Source organism: Rhodococcus sp. CX (genome assembly GCF_015865005.1).
GTDB lineage: Bacteria > Actinomycetota > Actinomycetes > Mycobacteriales > Mycobacteriaceae > Rhodococcus.
In genome coordinates, this window is sequence record NZ_JADZGH010000236.1 from 1 (window position 1) to 2,020 (window position 2,020).

The window sequence follows — 2,020 nt, forward strand, 5'->3', positions numbered from 1 at the left end:
GTGTGGACAGGCGTTCGAGCTTGCGGGCGAAGAACGCGAGGAGACTGCCGCCCGCGACGTTCAGCGCGGTGATCATTCCAAGCGTCACGACCCCGACTATGTCGATCCGGGTGACGCGGACGGCGGTGAGCGCTCCGTTGAGGGCGAACGCGAACGTGCCGAGCAGGTCGAGCACGAGCAGCACCGTGCTCTGCGTGTTCACGTCCACGCGAGGTTCCCGCCCGTCATGGGTGTCCCAGGAACGTCCGTGCCGCGATGACCAGCGCTGCCGTTCCGGTGTCGAGGGTGGGTTGAATCAGCGGTGCGAACGTCGCCGAGTGGTTGACGGGCACAGCATCGGCGACGCGTCCTTCGGCTTCGGCCTGGCGGTAGAGCTCGGGATCGGCGCCGCCGATCCCCCAGTACGTGTACGGAAGGCCGAGCGCGCGTGGGATGTCGCTGAAGTCCTCACTGGCCGTCTGGAGAGGAAGTTCGCCGGCATCGTCGCCGAAGTGAGCGGCGAAGGCCGCGGCGACCTGTTCGGTGACCGCAGGGTCGTTGTCGGTTATCGGGTACTGGTCGAACAGTTCGAACTCGGGAGGTCGCGGTGAGCGGGACGCCTCGCACTCGGCTACGACGATGCGCTCGACGGCGGTGAGGATCGAGCGGCGGGTGTTCTCGTCGTAGGTGCGGATGTTGAGCAGGATCGTCGCCTCGTCCGGGATGACGTTGCTCTTCGTCCCCGCCTGCACACTGCCGACGGTGAGCACCGCCGGCTCCCCCGGCCGGGTCTCGCGGGCGATGATCGTCTGCAACCTGATGACGATCATCGCGGCGAGCACCACCGGGTCGACGGAAGCTTGCGGCATCGACCCGTGCGCGCCCCGGCCGTGGAGGGTGATGCGCATGCTGTCCGCAGCGGAGAGAGTCGGACCGCTGCGGGTACCGACGAGACCGGCAGGGAAGGCGAGTACATGCTGGCACAGCGCCACGTCGACCTTCCCGACGATCCCGGCGAGCCCGTCGTCCACCATCCGGCGGGCACCATCCGCGACCTCCTCCCCGGGCTGGAACACCGCGACGAGCCTGCCCCGCCACTGCTCGCTCGTATGGGCCAGCAGTTCCACCGCACCGACCAAACACGCGACGTGCACGTCGTGCCCGCACGCGTGCATCACGGCAGTCTCGTTGCCGTCCGCGCCGGTCGCCGTCACCGCGCTGGCATAGTCCAGGCCGGTCTGCTCCCGGACCGGTAGAGCATCCATGTCGGCGCGCAACAACACACCCGGTCCGTCGCCGTTGTGCAGAACACCGACGACGCCCGTGCCACCCACATCGGTGTGCACCTCGCATCCCGCGGCCCGCAATCGTTCGGCCACCTCGGCCGCGGTGCGCGTCTCCTGATGCGACAGCTCCGGATGGGCATGCAGATCGCGGTAAAAGTTCTCCTGCCACGTGCGGATCTCGTCCAGGCCCTGCAGAACCGCCACCATGTCGTCTCCCGATGCTCGATTCGGTGTTGTCACGACCGGATACCACGTACGACTACAACCAACCCGGCATGCAGCACCAGCCGAGAGCAAAGAGCTGATCCGGCACCGAGAGCGAGATGAAAGCGTGGGTGAACACCGAGGCCCACCCCGATACCGACGTCATCGAGAGCGTCCCGCCGCCCCGGGGCCTACCGGCTACGCACCTGCACAGACCTCGTCTCCATGTCGGTGGCCGACGCCGCGCGCCGCTGCGCCGACCTCAGTCACCCCATACGACGTACCGCTGGAGGATCGGCACCCCACGGTCCGCTCCGGTTCAACTCCGAGCACGTATTCCCGGACGGGATCACTTACCGGGCGACCGATCGCTCCGCCATGATGTCGCGCCCAGAATGCGGCAGCAGCATCGTCGAATCGCGCTGCACCATCGCCGCTGTCGTCCAGCGCTGAGCGAGCCTGTCGGTCGCTTCGTACCGAGGCCACCGACGGATCACCCGTCGCAGCGAACGTCGTCCACACCACGCGCATGGCGGCCGACAACCCAGCGA

At 67.7% G+C, this 2,020-nt stretch carries 2 protein-coding genes; both read right to left on the minus strand.

Annotation, left to right across the window (positions count from 1 at the left end):
• Positions 1-202, minus strand: a 202-nt coding sequence (locus I0Q12_RS26315; protein ID WP_197256215.1) for a TRIC cation channel family protein, incomplete at its 3' end; no start/stop codon positions are given.
• 22 nt (positions 203-224) lie between these two features.
• Positions 225-1,472, minus strand: a complete 1,248-nt coding sequence (locus I0Q12_RS26320) for an amidohydrolase (RefSeq protein WP_197256213.1) — start codon at positions 1,470-1,472, stop codon at positions 225-227.
• Positions 1,473-2,020: the final 548 nt, after the last annotated feature.